An 18,429-nucleotide genomic window follows, 5' to 3' on the forward strand; every position below is an offset into this window, starting at 1 on the left:
ACTTATTTATCATCTTTTAACCAAGTTGCGACGTCTTTAGCAAAATACGTCAAAATAATATCTGCACCCGCACGCTTCATTGATGTCAACATTTCCATAACGATACTTTTCTCATCAATCCAGCCATTTTGTGCAGCAGCTTTAATCATTGCGTACTCTCCACTAACATTATAAGCGACAACCGGCACATTAACATGATTGCGTACATCTCTAATAATATCTAAAAAGGATAATGCAGGTTTTACCATAATAAAATCTGCACCTTCTTCAATATCTGACTCAACCTCACGTATAGCTTCCAAACGATTTGCTGGATCCATTTGATAGGTTTTACGATCCCCAAATTGTGGTGCACTATCAGCCGCATCACGGAATGGACCATAAAATGCAGATGCATATTTTACTGCATAAGACATGATGGGAATATTTTCAAAACCTGCTTCATCCAGAGCTTGACGAATTGCTACAACAAAACCATCCATCATATTTGATGGGGCGATAATATCCGCTCCCGCTTTTGCCTGAGAAACTGCTGTTTTAGCTAGAACTTTCAAAGATTCATCATTATCAACATCATGATTATGAATGACACCACAATGACCATGGTCTGTATATTCACAAAGACATGTATCAGCAACTACTAATAAATCCGGATAGTTTTCTTTCACCATCCGTGTAGCCGTTTGAACAATCCCATCATCCATAAAAGCACCTGTTCCAATTTCATCCTTTGCAGTAACTACACCAAAAAACATTATTGCTTTGATTCCTAATTCATAAACTTCTTTTACTTCTTCTAGTAATAAGTCCATCGATATTTGATAAACCCCTGGCATGGAAGGAACTTCGTCACGAATATTATTCCCTTCTATTACAAACATTGGATAAATAAAATCATTCACACGTAAATGCGTTTCTCGAACTAATGAACGCATGGAAGCGGATGAACGTAAGTTTCTATGTCTTTTAAAATCCATTATATATGCTCCTTTTTATTTATATAATCAATGATAATATCGATCATTGCATCTACAGTAAAAACCTTTGGCGTCAATATGGTAGAAAACCCTTTTTCCCTTGCCTTATTTTCCGTAGTTGTTCCAATACAAACACATGGTTTATCTACTAAATACCCTGATAATTCGAAATAAGCATCAATTGTGGATGGACTTGTAAATGTGATAAAGTCAAATTCCCTTTGTAATATTTCATTTAGTAAGTTTTTACTTTTGAAATTTATAGTTGTTTTATAAACATAAAGACTTGTAAATGAAAGATTCGCTTTCTTCAATTCACTTGGTAAAACATCCCTAGATAGATTACCACGGATGAGTAGAATTTCTCCTGGATTTTGAAATTTAGCTAAGAATTCTTTGCTAAGCGTGTTCGCATCATAAACAGTAGGTACAAAATCAGCTGAATAACCATATTTCTTCAATTTCTGATTTGTTTTTTCACCTACTACTGCAATATTTTTTGCGTTTAATATTTCATGGGAAATTTGATGTTTATTAGCCAATTTTAAAAAATATTCTACACCATTGGCACTTGTGAAAATAAACCAATCAAAGTGATCCAGTTGTTTCATAATTCGCCTGTTTTCATCACGATCATCACAGTCAATACGCAACAAGGGGACTTCAATTGGAATACCACCATATTGACTAATTTTTTTAGAGAAGATTTTTCCACCTGCATTTTCCCTTGTCACAATAATTTTTTTACTTCTTAGAGGTGCTATCATTTATCAAGCTCCTCTTTTACCCTTTCTACTATTTCTTTGCCACCTTGGTTTATTAATAATGTAGCTGCTTCCTCACCAACTGCTTTTGGATCAGTACCACGAACAACCTCTTTTAATATTGTTTTACCATCAGGTGTACCGACTAATGCGGTTAACACTATTTCATCGTCTTCCAGATAGGCATATCCACCAATCGGAACTTGGCAACCACCATCTAATAATTGAAGAAAAGTTCTTTCAGCAGTTACGGTTCTAGTTGTGTAACTATCATTAATCTTATTTAATATTTCACGTATTTCCTGATCATCTTCTCTACATTCGATTGCTAAAGCACCTTGTCCGACTGCAGGAACAACTACTTCGGGTTCTAAATACTCCGTTACAATTCCATTATCATGACCTGCTCGTTTTAATCCAGAAGCTGCTAAAATAATAGCATCATAATCTTCTTCATGAAGTTTTCGAATTCTTGTCTCAATATTTCCACGAATCCATTTAATATTTATATCGGGTCTTGCTTTAAGAACTTGTGCTGCACGACGCAAGCTACTTGTTCCAACATTAGCTCCTTCAGGTAAATTTTTTAAAGTAATATTATTTTTAGATACGAATGCATCTCGAGGATCTTCTCTAACAGGGATAGACGAAATAACAAGCCCTTCTGGCATTACGGATGGCATATCTTTCATACTATGGACCGCAATATCTATTTCTTTATCATACATTGCCTGTTCAATTTCTTTAACAAATAAACCTTTTCCGCCGACTTTAGATAGAGTGACATCTAAAATACGATCCCCTTTTGTTACAATTTCTTTTATCTCAAATTCGTTTGGGACACCAGCTTTTTTAAGTTCATTGATAACCCATTTCGTTTGTGTTAATGCTAGATTACTTCTTCTTGATCCTACGACGATTTTTCGCATGAATAAATCCTCCTAAATCGTGTTGCCATGAACAAAGGCGTAACCGCCCGTTTAGCAACGTACAAACTGCGCCTGGCCATGCCAGGTGGTCCGATGTTGCCGCGCAAAGCGGCGTTCTTAATCGGACATTCCTCTATAGCAATGAGATAAAGGAAACACGGTGAGCTGTAAGCGAACCGATGTTGACTTTCACCACAAGGGTATAAGTGCGACTAAGCCTCTCGTTTCACGAATCGGCAAGTCTTCTTTATCGTAGTGGAGGAGCATGAAGTTTGCTAGTTGCTGGGCGCTGGAGCCGGACGTGGCTTTCCTTATACAAAATTACTCATAGCTACATATTTTACATTTCTAAGATATAATTAAATTAAGTGATAACACATATATTTTAACCTTTTTTAAACTATTTGAAAAACAATAAGATTCGTGCAGGTAAAAACCAGAAAGCATAAAGCCTTCTGGTTTTTAACAGAAAAAATATTAATTTACACCTGAAATCTTTTCTAAATGTGAAAAAGAAATATATTCACTTTTTTGAAGAGACATTAACGTTTCGTCTTTTTCGCCCTGTTTTGCAAATTCTTCCCTTACTTCATCTTCAATACCAAAGATTTCAACAAAAAGTTCAAGGGCGTGATCTGCATGACTTCCTCCAGCCATTTCTTTTGCCTGAGTAATTGGCTCTTTCAATAGTTGATTAATAATACTTTTCGTATGTTTATTTAACACCTTTTTTTCACGTTTCGTAAGATCAGGCATCTTTCTTTCGATACTTTTCATCGTTTCTTTTTGAATCGACAAGGCTTTATTGCGAAGTGCAGATATAACCGGTACAACTCCCAATGTTTTAATCCATTCTTTAAATGTGACAATTTCCTGTTCAATAATTAGCTCAATTTGTTCAGCCGCTTCTTTTCTAGCTTCTAAATTATGGTCGATAACCCCCTGTAAATCATCAATATCATAAAGAAAAACATTTTCCATTCCATTGATGTCGGCATCGATATCTCTTGGAACCGCGATATCTATTAAAACAAGAGGTTTATTGTTTCTTTTTATTTGAATTTTTTCAATCATTTCTTTTGTTAAAATAACAGATTTCGAGCCTGTAGAGCTAATCAGGATGTCAACTTCTTCTAATACATTTTCTAGATTATCTAGACCAACAGCCCTTGCATGGAACACCTCAGCTAATTCTTCCGCTTTTTCAATGGTACGGTTAATGACTGTTATTTCCGTCACACCTGATCCTTGTAAATTTTTAGCTGCTAATTCGCCCATTTTACCAGCACCCAAGACAGCAACATGTTTCTCGCTAAGATTCACAAAAATATTCTTCGCTAATTCAACTGCTGCATAACTAATCGAAACTGCATGTTCTCCAATGCCTGTTTCGTTATGGACACGTTTTCCAAATGTAATGGCTTGTTTAAATAATTCATTAAAAATAGTACCTGTAGTGCTTATTTTTTGTGCTTTAAGAAAGGCATCTCTTACTTGCCCTAAAATTTGAGTTTCTCCTAATACCATTGAATCTAATCCAGCGGAAACACGGAATAAATGTTCTATGGCACCATCATTTTCTGCTATTTGTAAATAAGGAGAAAATAATTCTTTATCTACTCCAAACCAATCTGCTAAAAATTTTTTAATATAATATCGACCGGTATGAAGTTGATCAACAACAGCAAAAATTTCCGTACGATTACATGTAGAAATAATAACATTTTCCAAAATACTTTTTTGTTTTTTTAATTCGTTCGTTGCTTCTTCAAGGGTACTCTCTGGAAAAGTTAGTTTTTCCCTTATTTCTACAGGGGCTGTTTTATAATTGAGTCCTACTTTAAGAATGTGCAAATTGACTACCCCCAAAAATCTTTATCTTTTAAAAATGACATATTATTTACATTGTAACATAGTTTTAATACACCAAATTCTATAAATGTGAACAGAATTTGAAACAAATATTATATAAGAACGTTATTAGTTTAACTCGAATGTACTTTATCATACAATATATTTATAAGCAAGGAAACGAAACTATAGAAGGGATTAGTTATAATTGAAGAAAAGGAATTCATTATTAGCATACATATTAATCGTAATTGGGGTATTCTTCTTACTTAAGCAATTAGAAATTCCACTAATCACTAATTTTTATTCCTGGCAAACCATCTTAATCATTACTGGTATCCTATTCTTATTTTATAGTTACATACAAAAAAATAATCAATTTTTATTTAGTGGAACTATTATATTAGGACTTGGAATTCACTCCTATGGTTTGGAGCATTATCATTTTTGGAGCAATCATTGGGGAATGTATACGTTAATTATTGGAATCGCATTTATCGTTAGAGCAACAAAAACCAAAAAAGGATATATCTTAGGAATATTATTTATCGGGGTTAGTATTTTTATGATTTTTTCATCTAAAGTATCCGCCTATTTTAATTGGGTAAATGATGTTACCCCTTTCGTTACAAATTATTGGCCAATTATTTTAATTATTATAGGTATATATTTATTAAAGAAAAAGAAATAACCTCTATCTTTATATTGGTTATTTCTTTTTCTATTCTATTTTATTTCAAGAAGCTCCGTATGAGCGCCCATGCCTCGTCTTTACCTTCTCCTGTTTCTGATGAAAAAGGTATCACAACATCATTAGAATCTATTTGTAAAGTTTGTTTTGTTCGTTTAATGTGTTGTGCCCGTTTATTCTTAGGAACTTTATCTAATTTTGTTGCAATAACGATAACTGGTAATTCATAATATTTCAGAAAATCGTACATTTGTACATCATCTCTAGTAGGTTCATGGCGAACATCTGTAATGAGAAGAACAGCCTTTAATGTTTCACGTGTTTGAAAGTATTCTTCCATCATCTTTCCCCATTTTTCTCTTTCCTTTTTGGAAACCTTCGCATAACCATATCCTGGGACGTCTACAAAATAAAAAGATCCATTTATTTTATAGAAATTTAGAGTTTGGGTTTTACCAGGTTTAGATGATGTCCTAGCTAAACTTTTTCGGTTAATTAATTTATTTATAAAAGAAGATTTCCCAACATTCGATCTACCTGCTAATGCAATTTCCGGAACTCCTTCATTTGGGTATTGCTTTTTACTAACCGCACTAATTACTATTTCTGCATCTGTTACTTTCATTTTATTCCTCCACTAATGCATGTTTTAACACTTCATCTAAATGCTTTACAGGTATGAATGTTAATTCCTCTTTGACACTGTCCGGAATATTTTCTATATCTTTTCTATTATCTTCCGGAATGATAATCGTTGTTAATCCAGCTCGATGGGCGCCTAAAGACTTTTCTTTTAGTCCCCCAATAGGCAATACTCTACCTCTTAAGGTAATTTCCCCGGTCATACCGACTTCTTTTCTTACTGCACGGCCTGATAGAGCGGAAACCAGAGCAGTTGCCATCGTAATACCAGCGGATGGACCATCTTTTGGAGTTGCACCTTCTGGGACATGTATATGAATGTCATATTTTTCGTAAAAGTCAGGATCAATATTCAGTTCTTTTGCACGGGAACGAATGTAACTAAATGCAGCCTGTGCTGATTCTTGCATGACTTCTCCTAGTTTTCCGGTTAAAGTGAGTTTTCCTTTTCCTGGATAATGACTAACCTCAATAGATAAAATATCTCCACCTACCGTTGTATATGCAAGTCCTGTTGCAGTTCCTACTTGGTTTTCCTGTTCCATTAATCCATAACGAAAAATCGGCTTACCAAGAAACTCTTCTATACTTTTTTCGGTTATAATAACACGCTTTTTCTCTTCCGACGTAATAACCTTCGCAGTTTTTCTACAAAGCTTTGCGATTTGTCTCTCTAGACCTCGTACCCCGGCTTCTCGAGTATAGGTTTGAATTAACTTCATTAAAGCATCATCTCTAATTTGCAAATTTCCTTTAGTTAAACCATTTTCTTTCACTTGTTTTGGTATCAAATGTTTTTTTGCAATATGCATTTTCTCTACTTCTGTATATCCAGATAGTGAAATTAGCTCCATTCGGTCTAATAAGGGACCTGGAATAGAACTTACGTTATTTGCTGTAGCGATAAATAAAACATTCGATAAATCATAATTCTCTTCAATAAAATGGTCACTAAAAGTACTATTTTGCTCTGGATCAAGAACTTCTAACATGGCTGAAGCTGGATCGCCACGAAAATCGTTAGACATTTTGTCAATTTCATCAAGTAAAAACACCGGATTTATGGTACCAGCTTTTTTCATTCCTTGAATGATTCTACCTGGCATGGCACCAATATAAGTTCTTCTATGGCCTCTAATTTCTGCTTCGTCACGCACCCCACCCAGTGAAATCCGTACAAAGTTACGGTTAACAGAGGAAGCAATTGATTTAGCTAATGATGTCTTCCCTACCCCTGGTGGTCCAACCAAACATAATATTGGTCCTTTTATTGTATTCGTTAATTTTTGAACGGCTAAGTATTCTAAAATTCTTTCTTTTACCTTTTCCAATCCATAGTGCTCACTATTTAAAACCTTTTCTGCTTTTTTAATATCAATGGTATCTTTCGTTTTTTTCGTCCATGGAAGTACTAATAACCATTCTAAGTAATTACGAATAACAGAGCTTTCCCCGGAACTTTGGGGGACCTTTTCATATCGATCTAATTCTTTTAGGGCAACCTCCATAACATGTTCGGGCATATCCGATCCTTCAATCTTTTCTCTAAGGCTGTCAACTTCGCCTGTTTTACCATCTTTCTCCCCAAGTTCTTTCTGTATTGCTTTTAATTGTTCACGAAGATAGTATTCTTTTTGTGTTTTTTCCATGGATGATTTGACACGTTGTCCAATTTTCTTTTCTAAATCTAATACCTTTTTTTCATTTGATATATATTGAATTAATTTCTTTATTCTCTTTTTAACATCTTGTATCTCAAGAATTTCTTGTTTTTCTTTCACTTTTAACGATAGATAAGAAGCAATGATGTCCGCTAACCTACCTGGTTCTTCAATATCAACAACTGTTGCCAACGTATCTTCCGTAACTTTTCTTGAAACTTTTATGTATTGTTCAAATTGATTTAAAAGCGATCTCATAAGCGCTTCTTCTTCATGATTATCGCCATGAATATCTTCTAACTTTTCTATTTCTACTACAAATTCATTTTCCGTTTCTATAAAACGTACGATTTCCCCACGATGTAATCCCTCTACTAATACTCTTATTGTACCATTAGGAAGCTTTAATGTTTGTTTTACTTTCACTAATGTACCAATTTGGTAAATATCTTTCGTTTCTGGTTCATCTAGACTTACTTTCTTTTGAGCTGCTAAAAATATAGTCTGATCATCCATCATTGCTTTTTCTAAAGCTTGAACAGATTTATCTCTACCAACATCTAAATGTATAACCATAGTTGGAAATACGAGTAAACCGCGCAGTGGAAGGAGGGGGACTTGAATTAAATCTTTCGTCATGAAATGTGACCTCCAAATATGTGAATTATTAACTTATATGTATGCTTTAAAAGTTTAAAGTTAATACATTTATTTGTAAACTAAAATCAACTTCAAATTTATTATTTACGTATCTTATTATACTAAACATTTTTTAGAACAAAAATTACATATTTAGAAAACTTACATGCAATATTGGAATTTAAATGCCTTCGTTGCATTTGTACAGAGTGGAAAGACTTTTTATGCTATCCTGCTAAATAAGTTTTTTGCAAAAAAGAGACTAACCTAAGCCAACAGCTCAAAGACGAGAGCCGTGTTGCTATGTAGTCTCTTTTTGCATAATATCATTTTAACTTGTTTTTACGCACTCTCTTTTGGATGATTTTTGATACCCTCTTGTACCGTTCCGTCGTTAAATACTAATGTCGGACTTCCGTTTTCATTTACAATGGTATCTTTTGTAATAATACATTTATCAATATCTTCCCTAGATGGTAATTCAAACATAACATCCAGCATGATTCCTTCTAAAATAGAACGTAATCCTCGAGCACCTGTTTTTCTTTCGATTGCTTTCTTAGCAATTTCAATTAGTGCCTCTTCGTCTATTTCTAATTCCACGTTATCCATTTCAAATAGCTTTTCATATTGTTTGACCAATGCATTTTTAGGTTTTGTTAAAATTTCAACTAGTGCATCCTCATCGAGAGGTTGAAGTGCACCGATAACCGGAATTCTTCCTATAAACTCAGGAATTAAACCATAGCGTAACAAATCTTCTGGTAATACCTGTTGAAGTAATTGACCCATATCTAAGTCTTCTTGTTTAGAATTTGAGCCAAATCCAATCACCTTTTTACCTAAGCGACGTTTAATAACTTGATCAATACCGTCAAAAGCTCCACCTAGGATAAACAAAATGTTGGTTGTATCAATTTGTATAAACTCTTGATGAGGATGTTTACGGCCACCCTGTGGTGGTACACTTGCAACAGTTCCTTCTAAGATTTTTAAAAGTGCTTGTTGTACCCCTTCCCCAGAAACATCACGAGTAATAGATGGGTTTTCGGATTTACGAGCCACTTTATCAATCTCATCGATATAAATGATTCCTTTTTCGGCTTTTTCAACATCATAATCGGCAGCTTGTATTAGCTTTAATAAAATGTTTTCAACATCTTCCCCAACATAACCTGCTTCAGTAAGTGAAGTTGCATCAGCCATGGCAAAAGGAACATTAATGATTCTCGCTAACGTTTGTGCGAGTAATGTTTTACCACTACCAGTTGGTCCAATCATCGCAATATTACTTTTAGCCAATTCAACATCATCATTACCCTTTGGTGAGTTAATGCGTTTGTAATGGTTGTATACTGCAACAGATAAGTTCTTTTTAGCTTTTTCTTGTCCAATTACATAGTCATCAAGAATTTCACAAATTTCTTTTGGTTTTGGAATTTCTTTTAATTCCATTTCTTCGTCCGTACCAAGTTCTTCTTCCACAATTTCCGTACATAGCTCAATACATTCATCACATATATAAACGCCTGGTCCGGCAACTAATTTGCGTACTTGATCTTGACTTTTCCCACAAAACGAACATTTTAGTTGTCCTTTTTCTTCATTAAATTTAAACATACATTTTCACCCCTAAATATCCTAAAATCTAGGTTTCAATTTATAGTCATCATATCAGAAGACTTTCAAAAAACAAAATAAAAACCACTGATTTTTCTTAAACAAATAAAGAAGACTTCCATCAATGGAGGTTTTCCTTCATCCCCCACTGATGGTTAGTCGCACTTCTTGGACCATTACGGTAGTTGATCTCCCACCCACCTTCTTTGTCCCCGGAAGCTTGAGGTGAGAGCTTTACTGCCCGTTTAGGTGAGATAAAACTCCCAAAAATAATTTTAAAATAATTATTGTTATTTTAATTATTTCTTATACTATATGAAAGATATTTTCTTTTAAGTAGTATTTTACTATAAATAAGACAAAACAAGGTGCGCCTATATTTCGCACCTTGTTGCATTTATCATTATGTGGTTAATAATGTTCTAGTACATACGTTATCATTATTAAACAGCTTTACTCTGATCCACTAAGAAGTCAATTGCTTTTCTCATTAAAAGATCACTTTCAATTACTTCCGTATTTCCACCTAATAATGGAACGATTTGTTTAGCATCCATGCCATACATGCTTGCCATTTTCTCTAATTCTTCATTAATATCTTCTTCAGTAACTTCAAGATTTTCAGCTTTTGCAATTGCTTCTAGCGTTAAATTAGTACGAACGCGTTTAGCTGCATCTTCTTTCATTTGTTCTTTTAGTGCATCTTCATCTTGACCAGAGAATTGACTATACATTTCCATTGTTAGACCTTGCATTTGTAGGTTTTGTTCAAACTCACGAAGCATTTGGTTTAATTCAGTTTCAACCATAGCATCAGGAATATCAACTTCTACATTTTCAGAAGCTTTTTCAATTAATTGTTGGCGTTTTTCATTTTCAGCGTTTTGTTTACGCTCTTCTTCAAGCTGTTCTTTTTTCTTTTGTTTTAATGCTTCAAGAGTTTCTACTTCATCATCAACATCTTTAGCAAACTCATCATCTAATTCAGGCAATTCTTTAAATTTCACTTCGTGGATTTTAACTTTAAAAGTAGCTTCTTTTCCAGCTAAATCCTCAGCATGATAATCTTCTGGGAATGTTACGTTAACCTCTGTTTCTTCACCAGACTTTTTACCAATTAATTGTTCTTCAAATCCAGGAATGAATTGACCGGAACCAATTTCTAATGAGTGATTTTCGCCTTTACCACCTTCAAATGCTTCGTCACCCAAGAAACCTTCAAAGTCGATAACCACTGTATCGCCTTCTTCAATTTCTCCTTCTTCCTTCACTACTAATTCTGCATGACGTTCGCGAAGACGATTGATTTCAGCATCTACATCCTCGTCAGTTACTTCAACAGACTGTTCTTCTACTTCTAGACCTTTATATTCACCAAGTTTCACTTCAGGTTTCACTTCAACGTTCGCTGTGAAAATTAGGTCTTTCCCTCTTTCAATTTGTTCAATATCAATTTCAGGTTGTGCAATTGGGAAAATATCTGTTTCTTCAACAGCTTTTCCATATGCATTTGGAAGTACAATGTCTACTGCATCTTGATATAAGGCTTCGACACCAAATCGTTTTTCAAAAATCCCTCTTGGTACTTTACCTTTACGGAATCCAGGCATCTGTACATCTTTGACTACTTTTTTGAAGGCTTGATCCAACGATTTTTCAAATTCATCTGCAGGTACTTCAAATGTTAGTACCCCTTTGTTACCTTCTTGTTTTTCCCATTTAGCTGACATATTTATTTCCCTCCACAAACTATTATATCCATTTCATAATTATGTAAATTACGATAATTACTTTTTACTCTACTAAGTATTTTGCAACCACTATATTATAACATAATTCGTTCGGCTTTCAAGCATTTATCACATATCTCTTCTTAACTGTCAATAATGCTTAGATAAAGTGATTCACTAAATTTTATTTTCTCTATGTAATTTTCTACTTGTTTAGTTGTTTCCGGAACTTGATTGGATGCAACTCCTAAAGATTCTTTTCCAATCAGTTCTAGTGCTTTCGCAATATGTAAATAATCATCTTTCGGTGGTTTTATCGGATACATGACATAAGTATAATCATATAACAGTTTTGTTATCAAATGGAATAACGAAGGGTTATCTTGCTCTAATTCCCGAAGTAATGCTTTAGTTTCTAATATAGGTTCACTTTCCTTAACCCATTCTAATTCTTTTGGAATTATAGTTAAAGTTACATTAAACTTACTAACCTCTACTTCAGTCGTCCATTGCTTTTCTTTTAACCATTCTATTATTGCTGTTTTTGCAAGTGGGTGAACGTCATCATTTACAAGAAGTTCGATAATTTGATTTGAGGGATTTGCATGAAGTGATTTTAATTTCTCCACTTGCCGCCATTGCTCATCAAAATTACCTTCCTCTACAGCTGTAAACAAATCTTGAAAAAGGATTGCCTCCTTCTCCATATTCATATCAATATTCATTTTTTCACTAATTTCATATAATTGTTTAAATTGTTCTTTTTGTAATTTAGGTATATCCTTTTTTTGAAATTCATATTCAACTTGATCCATTAATAAATTATATTGATTCGTTTGAAATAAAATTGTTAAATAAATATGTACATAATGATAGTAGTGTTCATCTTCTTGTTTTAATAAATCCTCACATAAATTCTGGGCTTCATTAAATTCACCTAGTTCCATTAGACAAATTAACTTTCCGGTTATAATTTCATGATTGTCTACTTGATAGTTAATTAACTTATCTAATTTAATTAAAGCTTCATCATATCTTTTTTCCTTAAGAGCGATTAAGCTTGCTTTTTCCAATTCTTTCTTCCATTTCGGAAATAGAATTATTTTATCATCTTGTTGTATGCGCATTCATTCACCTTCTTTCATAAAGATAATCGTTTTTTATTACATATAGATTCCCTATATATTTAAAATTAAACATAAAAAGAGAAACCAATCAGTTGGTTTCTCTCTAGTAGTTGATTCAAAGCGTCCCAGGAGAGATTCGAACTCCCGACCCACAGCTTAGAAGGCTGTTGCTCTATCCAGCTGAGCTACTGGGACATAAATGGAGCGGGTGATGGGAATCGAACCCACGACATCAGCTTGGAAGGCTGAGGTTATACCATTTAACTACACCCGCATGATTTTAAAAATTAAGTATGATTAATAATTTAACGACAAATTTAATTATAGTTAAATTGACATTCTTTGTCAACACTTTCTATAAAAAAATAAAGAAGACTTCTATCTGTGGGGGGGGCTTGGTGAGAGTCTTACTGCCCATTAAGGTGGGATAAGTCATTTTTCACAGAGGTTGGGATAAAATGTTTTATAATAAGAGAAATCCGAACTTTACAGAAATAATGGAGTAGATAAACCGCTCCGGAGATTCTGCGGGATTGTCCGTCATTTGAGTTAAACATTTCGTTATGTCCCAACCCCCATGATCTTTTTAGAAAGATGCTGTATAGGATAATTCTTCCACTTCGAATCCATCCGTTGAATAAAATTGAATATTTATATGATCAATGGATTCCCATTTTACAATTGCATATGTTTTTTCGTGTCTATTTCTAGGTAAACGAATACTTCCAGGATTAATAAATAATTGCCCGTCATTCTGTTCAGCCCCAGCAATATGAGAATGGCCGAAACAGATAACGTCTGCACCAAGTTCTTTTGCCCTATATGATAGCTTCATAAATGTTGACTTTACCTGGAATAAGTGTCCATGTGTAACGAAAAACGTTAAACCCCCAATTGAAATAATTTCTTCTTCTGGATATCTTGAATCAAAATCACAATTTCCACGAACTTTATACATTCCTTCTAGTTCTACCGAATCATATTCCAATTCAGAATCACCGCAATGAATCATGGTAATATTCGGGTGCCGACTTTTAATTTCCGTGATTTCTTCTTTTAGTCCATGACTATCACTAATAATTAATACTTCATACATAACGCATGACAGCCCCTTTGGTTTAAAATCTAAAACAATATATCTATCAAGTCATCTAACTTATCCATTGCAAGTTTACGATGACTTATCTGATTTTTTTCTTCTGGCTCTAACTCGGCCATTGTTTGTTGATAACCATCTGGAATAAAAATAGGATCATAACCAAATCCATTATCACCGGAAGGGAATAAAGCTATTTTTCCCTCACATTCCCCTCTAACTAATTTTGTTTGCCCTTCTGGTCTCGCTATAGCCAAAACACAAACAAATCGTGCATTTCTATCATGTTCCGGGATATTTTCTAATTCTTTAAGAACTTTTTTTACATTTTCTTCATCGTCTTTATCTTCCCCAGCATATCTCGCTGAATAAACACCTGGTCTTCCGTCTAGAGCATCGATAACTAACCCGGAATCATCAGACAAAACAGCTTTATTTAATATATGGCTTATCTCTTCTGCTTTTAATGATGCATTTTCTTCAAAAGTATCACCAGTTTCATCCACGTCTGGAAGTTGTTTTTCAATATCTAATAACGAAAGGGCCTCTATATTTTTCTGGGAAAAAAACTCTTTAAACTCTTTTGCCTTACCACGATTTTTAGTGGCAATAATAATTTGTTTCATAAAAAAACTCCTTATTTTTTGGTTTCACCTATTCGTTCGGATAAAGCACCAATTGCCTCTTTTTGTACCTCTATAATTTTCTCTAACCCCTCACTAGCAAGTTTCAACATCATTTTTAGCTGATTTAAACCAAATGTTGCTTCTTCTCCAGTCCCTTGGATTTCCACAAACTCCCCTGAACCCGTCATTACGATATTCATATCAACATCTGCTTCTGAGTCTTCTTCATAATTTAAATCCAATATTTCTATTCCTTCTTTTAATATACCCACAGAAATTGCAGCTAGATAATCCGTTACAGGCATTTCTTTGATCGCTTTATTTTTCAGCAGTTCACCAAAAGCTAAAACAACCGCAACAAATGCGCCTGTGATAGATGCAGTTCTTGTTCCCCCATCCGCTTGAATAACATCACAATCTACCCATACGGTTCTTTCACCTATTTTTTCTAAATCCACGACAGATCTTAATGCTCTACCAATCAATCGTTGAATTTCCATCGTTCTACCACTAACCTTACCTTTAGTTGACTCTCTTATATTTCTTTGGGTAGTAGCACGAGGGAGCATTGAATATTCGGCGGTAATCCACCCTTTTCCTTGACCTCGCATAAATGGAGGAACACGGTCTTCGATGCTTGCGTTACAAATTACTTTTGTATTCCCAACTGTAATAAGTACCGAACCTTCTGGATGTGTTATGTAATTCGGAATAATTTCAATAGTTCTTAATTGGTTATGTTCACGATTATCATTTCTCATACGTAAATCCTCCTCTTATTTCCATCATTAGCTTATCATATTTTGCTAAAAAGCAACACGAGAATTCATTAGGCTCATTTTTTAGAAAACTTGCACTAAATTATCAAAGGCGGAAGCGCCCGTTTAGCGACGTACGGACTGGACTGAGCCGTAGGAGATAAAGGAAACACGATGAACGGAGTGAGTCGATGTTGACTTATCGCACGGAGGTGAAGGAAGTCTCGCTAGTCGCTGGGCGTTGGAGCCGGACGTGGCTATCTCTGTATCTATGTTATTCACAGCCATACAAATTTTATAATTTCCTGACAATAAAGAAAGAGGTTCAAAATTCGAACCCCTTTCTTTTTATAATTTTTCTGTTTTTGTAAATGTATCCTTTGTTACTGGCTCTTCATATGATTCACCGTTTTCATTCACGAGTTGATCTACATTTTCAACTTTTACATCAACGGCTTTTACACCAGCTTGTTCAGTTAAAGTTCTTACTAGTGTCTCCATTACTTCATCCGAAATAACAGACTGCTCTTTATCTTTCAAAATACCTTCATTAAATATTAATTTAAGAACTCCATCTTTCATTACCGGCTCACTACTTAATTTAGTACCTTCATTAAACACGTGGACAATATTTGAATTGTAACCAGGTCCTTGAATCAATGAATCTACAATTGCTTCATAGATTTCCACATCCTCTTTTGAATCAACATACTGAGTTACAGGAACATAATACCTGTTTTCATTATGTTCAGATGGATAAAACATCGTTACAGGGGTAGCAGTTAATAAATCATTTGAATTGGATTCCACAACATTTATTCCATTTGCTCTTGCATATCCATTCCCAATTGGTGTTCCATTAACTGGCATTTCCTCCTGAGGATGTCCATTAATCCACAATTGTACCTTTTTAACATTTTCGAATTGTGTTAAGGTGTATGTCATCGACTCCAGAATTTTAATTTCCTCATTTGGCTCATAGTTTTTAAATTCTTCCGATACATCTACAATTATCGTACCATCTTCCTTTAAATTAAGTCCTAAAATTTCAGTACCCTCTGGTAACACGGCTTGAAACCCATTCGGTAGTAGAGGGGTTACTGGTCCATCTTTCACCAGATGTTCCATGAGTTGTTTACCAACTTCTGATGTCCCTGGTAATTCAATCGTTTGAGCAGCAACCATCCCATTCTTATCCATTAAGTATAATTCTCTAGGAACCATTTCTGTAACTGCATCATCTGATTTGGTTTTCTTCCCCTTGGAGTCAGCTGAATCCTTAGATTCTACATTATCTTTCTTATTCTCAGAAGTTGAATCTTCTAAGCTATTTACAGCCTCCGCATCTTGAGGTGGGTCCATTTCCTGTTCTAATGACTGTTCTCCTTGAAAACACCCAGATAAAATAAGCGAAAGCGAAACCGCGCCAACGATTAAAGCACCTTTCTTATTCATGCTAATACCTCCTACGATAGTTTGTACTATAATGTATACGAGCTATCATAAAAAAATAGACCTATCGTAGGAAACTTCTATTTAAAAATAATTCATTACATATTCCGCATGGATTCATCATCATCTCATACAGGATTATGCATGAAAATATTTCGGAAAACTTGGTATTCGCTACCAGCATAGATGAGGAGAGAAGGTAAAATAAAAATCAGGAGCTTAAACCTCCTGATTTGTTCGTAAACTAGCTCTTTTAATTTCTAACTTGCTGAAATTTGAATCCTTAAAAATCTTTCTAGTTATTTCAATAAATATATTCAGCTCACCTGTAGTATAAAATTGATGAATAGGCTCATCTGTTTTACTATTCAATAATCCATGTACGTCTAATATAGTACTTGTTTCTCTAGCAGTCTCTTCACTAGAAGAAATAATGGTTACATTGTTACCTATAACTTCTTGTATCGTGTCTTTTAATAATGGATAGTGGGTACATCCTAATATCAATGTATCCATATCTTTATTTTGTTTTAATGGTGAAATAGATTCTTCTACTACTGATTTTGCTTCCATACCTGCCAATATTCCATTTTCAACCATTGGAGCTAATAAAGGACACGCCAATCCATAAACATGAATATCTGCATTTATTTTTTCCAATGCATTCGTATAAGCACTACTACGAATCGTACCTTCTGTCCCAATTACACCAACATGATTATTATTTGTACATTTTATTGCAGCTCGGGCACCAGGCTGTATTACACCAACAACCGGAATATCTAATGACTGCTGTAATTCCTTTAGCGTAAAAGCGGTAGCAGTATTACAAGCCACAACTAACATTTTAATATTTTTATTTAATAAAAAGCGAACCATTTCCCAAGTAAATAATTTCACTTCTTCAGCAGGTCTAGAACCATAAGGACATCTTGCTGTATCTCCTAAATAAATTAACTTTTCCTTTGGTAATTGACGCATCAACTCTTGAACAACAGTTAAGCCACCAACTCCAGAATCAATTACTCCGATTGCTCTATCCAATAAAAATCGCCTCTTCTGTGCTGTTTTATTTTTAGGTTATTTATCCAAAATTTAAGGTTCTAGTTTATTTCAATATATACAAGCAACAGTTTATCATATCAACCCATTCCGTGTATATATGTTAAAATAAATAGTTATAAGTCCTTACTTTTTCATAATATGTAGTCAACTATTCCTATGTTACCGTTTCCATTTTTTTAAAATTTATGTAGGTAAAATTATTTAACTTACATATTACCACCAGTTTTAGATTAAATTCAAATAATAGTTTGGATACAAATTTATTCATGAAATTTTACTTTTCATGAATGAAAACACTCACTAATTTCCAGCGTCCTCATAAGCTATAGTGACTAGATAATTTCCCTTCAACATGCAGCTCTATAAGAGCAAGGAGGGGTTAACACTTGAAGGACAACGAGTATAAACCGAAGCAGTTATTAACCAAAAGAGAAAAAGAAGTATTCGAACTATTAGTACAAGACAAAACAACAAAAGAAATTGCCCAGGAATTGTTTATATCAGAGAAAACTGTCCGTAACCACATTTCAAATGCTATGCAAAAATTAGGGGTTAAGGGGCGATCACAAGCTGTAGTTGAACTTCTTCGTATGGGGGAATTGAAACTTTAAATTATTAGTTCTTATCCCAATAGAAAGATCCGAACTACACGTGATTATTAGGTCTTATAAACCATTTACTCGATTAAGCAAGTAAATGTCAAAAACCGACTTCGATAAAGAAGTCGGTTTTTGTGGCTCTACGTCAAGTGACGTTGGTACTGTATTTTAGTCGACTTTTAATATGTATTTGATTATCACA

16 protein-coding genes and 2 tRNA genes are annotated in these 18,429 nt (G+C 34.2%); 2 read left to right on the forward strand and 16 right to left on the reverse strand.

What is annotated here, in order from left to right:
• Window positions 1-2: 2 nt before the first annotated feature.
• The 4 genes from hemB to hemA all read right to left on the reverse strand — a co-directional run bounded on the left by hemB (window position 3) and on the right by hemA (window position 4,524).
• Window positions 3-977: a porphobilinogen synthase gene (hemB, locus tag MHI02_RS12745; RefSeq protein WP_047183707.1), complete on the reverse strand. Its 975-nt coding sequence runs from the start codon at window positions 975-977 to the stop codon at window positions 3-5.
• Entirely contained in the window at window positions 977-1,744 is a 768-nt protein-coding gene (locus tag MHI02_RS12750; protein ID WP_047183706.1) for a uroporphyrinogen-III synthase, read from the reverse strand. The genes hemB and MHI02_RS12750 overlap by 1 nt, the downstream gene beginning before the upstream one ends.
• A complete protein-coding gene (hemC, locus tag MHI02_RS12755) occupies window positions 1,741-2,670 on the reverse strand; it encodes a hydroxymethylbilane synthase (RefSeq protein WP_047183705.1) in 930 nt (309 codons plus the stop codon). The genes MHI02_RS12750 and hemC overlap by 4 nt, the downstream gene beginning before the upstream one ends.
• 477 nt (window positions 2,671-3,147) lie before the next feature.
• On the reverse strand, window positions 3,148-4,524 hold the full coding sequence (gene hemA / locus MHI02_RS12760; RefSeq protein WP_047183704.1) for a glutamyl-tRNA reductase: 1,377 nt from the start codon (window positions 4,522-4,524) through the stop codon (window positions 3,148-3,150).
• Window positions 4,525-4,729: 205 nt separating this feature from the next.
• On the opposite strand from hemA, the gene MHI02_RS12765 reads away from it, so the two are divergent.
• Window positions 4,730-5,212, forward strand: a complete 483-nt coding sequence (locus MHI02_RS12765; RefSeq protein ID WP_047183703.1) for a LiaI-LiaF-like domain-containing protein — start codon at window positions 4,730-4,732, stop codon at window positions 5,210-5,212.
• Window positions 5,213-5,252: 40 nt separating this feature from the next.
• Here the strand turns inward: MHI02_RS12765 and yihA are convergent, their stop codons facing one another.
• The 12 genes from yihA to racE all read right to left on the reverse strand — a co-directional run bounded on the left by yihA (window position 5,253) and on the right by racE (window position 17,607).
• Window positions 5,253-5,837: a ribosome biogenesis GTP-binding protein YihA/YsxC gene (gene yihA, locus MHI02_RS12770; RefSeq protein WP_047183702.1), complete on the reverse strand. Its 585-nt coding sequence runs from the start codon at window positions 5,835-5,837 to the stop codon at window positions 5,253-5,255.
• Window position 5,838: 1 nt separating this feature from the next.
• Window positions 5,839-8,154, reverse strand: a complete 2,316-nt coding sequence (gene lon, locus MHI02_RS12775) for an endopeptidase La (protein WP_047183701.1) — start codon at window positions 8,152-8,154, stop codon at window positions 5,839-5,841.
• Window positions 8,155-8,496: 342 nt separating this feature from the next.
• Window positions 8,497-9,774 carry an ATP-dependent protease ATP-binding subunit ClpX gene (gene clpX, locus MHI02_RS12780; RefSeq protein WP_047183700.1) on the reverse strand — a complete coding sequence of 426 codons (1,278 nt, stop codon included), beginning with the start codon at window positions 9,772-9,774 and terminating at the stop codon, window positions 8,497-8,499.
• 443 nt (window positions 9,775-10,217) lie between these two features.
• Window positions 10,218-11,504 carry a trigger factor gene (tig, locus tag MHI02_RS12785; protein WP_047183699.1) on the reverse strand — a complete coding sequence of 429 codons (1,287 nt, stop codon included), beginning with the start codon at window positions 11,502-11,504 and terminating at the stop codon, window positions 10,218-10,220.
• 143 nt (window positions 11,505-11,647) lie between these two features.
• On the reverse strand, window positions 11,648-12,631 hold the full coding sequence (locus MHI02_RS12790; RefSeq protein WP_047183698.1) for a tetratricopeptide repeat protein: 984 nt from the start codon (window positions 12,629-12,631) through the stop codon (window positions 11,648-11,650).
• Between the two features lie 121 nt (window positions 12,632-12,752).
• A tRNA-Arg gene (locus tag MHI02_RS12795) sits at window positions 12,753-12,826 on the reverse strand.
• Window positions 12,827-12,831: 5 nt separating this feature from the next.
• A tRNA-Gly gene (locus MHI02_RS12800) sits at window positions 12,832-12,905 on the reverse strand.
• Between the two features lie 312 nt (window positions 12,906-13,217).
• Window positions 13,218-13,727 (reverse strand): metallophosphoesterase, encoded by a 510-nt coding sequence (locus tag MHI02_RS12805; RefSeq protein WP_047183697.1) that lies wholly within the window; start codon window positions 13,725-13,727, stop codon window positions 13,218-13,220.
• Window positions 13,728-13,756: 29 nt separating this feature from the next.
• The gene (locus tag MHI02_RS12810; protein WP_047183696.1) at window positions 13,757-14,353 is read right to left on the reverse strand and encodes an XTP/dITP diphosphatase; all 597 of its coding nucleotides are present in this window, start codon (window positions 14,351-14,353) and stop codon (window positions 13,757-13,759) included.
• 11 nt (window positions 14,354-14,364) lie between these two features.
• Window positions 14,365-15,114 carry a ribonuclease PH gene (gene rph / locus MHI02_RS12815; protein WP_047183695.1) on the reverse strand — a complete coding sequence of 250 codons (750 nt, stop codon included), beginning with the start codon at window positions 15,112-15,114 and terminating at the stop codon, window positions 14,365-14,367.
• A 345-nt stretch (window positions 15,115-15,459) separates the two neighbouring features.
• Window positions 15,460-16,566 carry a GerMN domain-containing protein gene (locus MHI02_RS12820; RefSeq protein WP_047183694.1) on the reverse strand — a complete coding sequence of 369 codons (1,107 nt, stop codon included), beginning with the start codon at window positions 16,564-16,566 and terminating at the stop codon, window positions 15,460-15,462.
• 216 nt (window positions 16,567-16,782) lie between these two features.
• Entirely contained in the window at window positions 16,783-17,607 is an 825-nt protein-coding gene (racE, locus tag MHI02_RS12825; protein WP_047183693.1) for a glutamate racemase, read from the reverse strand.
• A gap of 407 nt (window positions 17,608-18,014) precedes the next feature.
• Between racE and MHI02_RS12830 the strand changes: the two genes are divergently transcribed.
• A complete protein-coding gene (locus MHI02_RS12830; protein WP_010651078.1) occupies window positions 18,015-18,239 on the forward strand; it encodes a helix-turn-helix domain-containing protein in 225 nt (74 codons plus the stop codon).
• Window positions 18,240-18,429 lie beyond the last annotated feature (190 nt).

It is taken from the genome of Oceanobacillus sp. FSL K6-0118 (assembly GCF_038006665.1).
Classification (GTDB): Bacteria; Bacillota; Bacilli; order Bacillales; family Amphibacillaceae; genus Oceanobacillus; species Oceanobacillus caeni.